At 40.4% G+C, this 2,750-nt stretch carries 2 protein-coding genes; one reads left to right on the forward strand and one right to left on the reverse strand.

Annotated features, from left to right (window positions below):
* Window positions 1-1,349: alpha-glucosidase (locus ON09_RS23370; RefSeq protein WP_010603490.1), on the reverse strand; the 1,349-nt coding region annotated here is incomplete at its 3' end.
* A 251-nt stretch (window positions 1,350-1,600) separates the two neighbouring features.
* Between ON09_RS23370 and ON09_RS23375 the strand changes: the two genes are divergently transcribed.
* Window positions 1,601-2,599 (forward strand): LacI family DNA-binding transcriptional regulator, encoded by a 999-nt coding sequence (locus ON09_RS23375; RefSeq protein ID WP_162097952.1) that lies wholly within the window; start codon window positions 1,601-1,603, stop codon window positions 2,597-2,599.
* Window positions 2,600-2,750 lie beyond the last annotated feature (151 nt).

Below are 2,750 nucleotides of genomic sequence, written 5' to 3' on the forward strand. Positions count from 1 at the left end.
CCAGCATTTGATGAGGCATCCCATTGGAACGGCGTCCGGGTATTATCTCTAGAGATAAACTTTTGTTTATCCATAAAAGCCTGTACATCACCTACTTTTGCTTTGATGCTTCGGTAAGCATTAATTGTTGCGATGTCACGGTAATCATCAATATTGTTAAATTTGATGTTCGACATGCCCAATTCATCGCCATTAAAATAAAACGGAGTGCCCCTCATGGTCATAATAAGCGTCGTTAACAGTTTTGAAGAATAAGTTCTGAACTGCGGACGATCATCCCCATACTTGCTAACCATCCTGGGTACATCATGATTTGCCAGAAAGATGGCTAACCAACCCTTCTCGGCAAAGGATTGATCCCACTTTGTAAAAGCTTTTTTCAAATCAGTAAGTTGATAGCCCGCGGGATCGTTCCCGATATCCATGATCTCAAAATGATAAGCCATATTTAACTCATGTCTGTCTTCATCAACCAGAGCGTGGGCATCTTCCAATGTACTTCCTGCACCCTCAGCAACAGTCATAATGTTATACTTGCTGATCACAGTTTTGTTCATCTCCTTTAAATATTGATGAAGATTCGGACCCATCCCATAATATTTGATGATGTCTTTTTCGTAACCTTCAGGATATTTTTTCCAGGTGGTATCTTTAGAAACATATTGAAAAGCATCCATCCTCAAACCGTCAATGCCTTTATCCAGCCAAAATTTCATCATATCGTAAACCTCGTTGCGAAGTTTTTCATTTTCCCAGTTGAGATCAGGTTGTTTCTGCGAGAAATAATGCAGGTAGTAAGATTTTGTGGTCGCATCATACTTCCAGGCATCACTGTTTACATCAAAGAAGCTATAACGTGGAGTAGGTTTGCCCTTTTCTTCCGGCCACCAATGATAATAATTCCGGTAAGCATTGCTGCGTGATGATTTAGCTTGCTTAAACCATTCATGCTCATCACTACTGTGGTTGAGCACCATATCTAAGATTAACTTAATCTTGCGTTGATGTAATCCGGCAAGTAACGCATCAAAATCTTTCATGGTGCCAAACTCTTTCATGATGTTTCTGTAATCACTGATATCGTAACCATTATCATCATTTGGCGAAGAAAAAATCGGATTTAGCCAAACGGCATCTATGCCCAAGCTTTTGAGGTAATCGAGTTTAGAAATAATGCCTTTTAGATCGCCAATGCCGTCGCCATCACTGTCTTTAAAACTACGCGGGTAAAGCTGGTAAACTACAGCTTCTTTCCACCAGGCCGCTTTACGGTCAGGAGCTTGCTGCGAGTAGCCATCTAAAACAAAAAACAATAGGAATGTAAAAGCAAAGCCAAAAGCGTTTCTCATATTTCTATCTCATAACGGGCTTCCTGAATACAGAAAACCTGGGTGTTTGATAAATATTTGGTTATGTTAATGAAATAGCAACCTATTCACAAAATTGCAATGATGGTATTTTCATTAACTTGATATGAAGATAAGGGTATAAACAGTTTAAAAGTATAGAAATACATCAATTCTCACCGCAAACGTTTGCGGTAACATTTGCGGAAATGTTTGCTGTGGAAAACTTATATTTGATTAACCAAGTAATTCGTATGAGACAGAACCCAACTTTAAAAAAGATTGCTGAGCGGCTCAATGTCAGTATATCCACCGTTTCCAGGGCTTTAAAAGATCATCCTGATATTTCACCGGAAACCGGACGAAAGATTAAGGAACTGGCAGAATTACTGGAATACGACCCTAACCCATATGCTGTAAATCTTCGTACCCACAGCAGTAGGGAGTTTGCCATAGTTGTACCAAGTTTATCCAACTTCTTTTATCATTCCTTTATCGGTTCAATTGAGGAGGAAGCAAGAATTTATGGTTATTCCGTAGTCATTTATCGTTCTTCAAATGATGCAAAAATTGAACAGGAGATCCTGAAAAGCTGCAGGCACAAGCGGGTATCGGGAATTTTTATTGCAATTACTTCAGAAACGGATGACATGGAGCCTTTTTTGAAAATGGATGTTCACGGTATTCCGGTGATTTTTTTTGATAAAGTGCCGCAATATGAATCCTGCAATAAAATTTGTGTCGGTGATGAACATGCGGCTTTGCTGGCCGCGGAAGAAATCATCAGGAAAGACATTCCAAATATACTGGGCATATTTGGAGACCCAAATATGTCGATCACCCGGGCCCGCTTACAAAAATTTGCCACGGTGCTACAACAAAATGGAAGTGCTGTTCACCTCAAAACGGTACATGCCAGAAGTTCTGCAGAAGCCGAGCAAATTACACTATCGCTATTACCCGAATGGATGGATAAAAAATTTGCAGTTTTTTGCATGAGCGATGAGATTTTGGCAGGTGCCATGAAAGCGATACAAAGGAAAGGACTCAGGGCACCGGCAGATTTAGGTGTGATTGCCATTAGTGATGGTATGATTCCCCTGCTCTTCTATCCGGAAATTACCTATGCAGAAACCAGTGGAAGCAAGCTGGGTAAACTGGCATTTAGCAGAATGATGCGCTGTATTGCCGGAAGTTCTTTTGCGCAAACAATTATAGATGAATCCAAACTGGTTGTGGGCGGTTCCATTTAAAAAACCTTCGGCCGCGGCTAACCTTCTTGTTTCTGGATTAATCCGATGGCCCTACTCCATTTTTGATAGACATCAATCGGCTTAGGGTAAGCAGGGATATCGAATGTCCATGGAATTAAAACTTCCACATCATTGTTTTTAGTGTGTACGT

Origin of the sequence: Pedobacter agri PB92 (genome assembly GCF_000258495.1) — a bacterium.
Taxonomy (GTDB): Bacteria; Bacteroidota; Bacteroidia; order Sphingobacteriales; family Sphingobacteriaceae; genus Pedobacter; species Pedobacter agri.

Excerpts from the sequence above, each read along its gene's own strand:
- ON09_RS23375 (WP_162097952.1), top strand. The coding sequence starts at position 1,601 with ATGAGACAGAACCCAACTTTAAAAAAGATTGCTGAGCGGCTCAATGTC.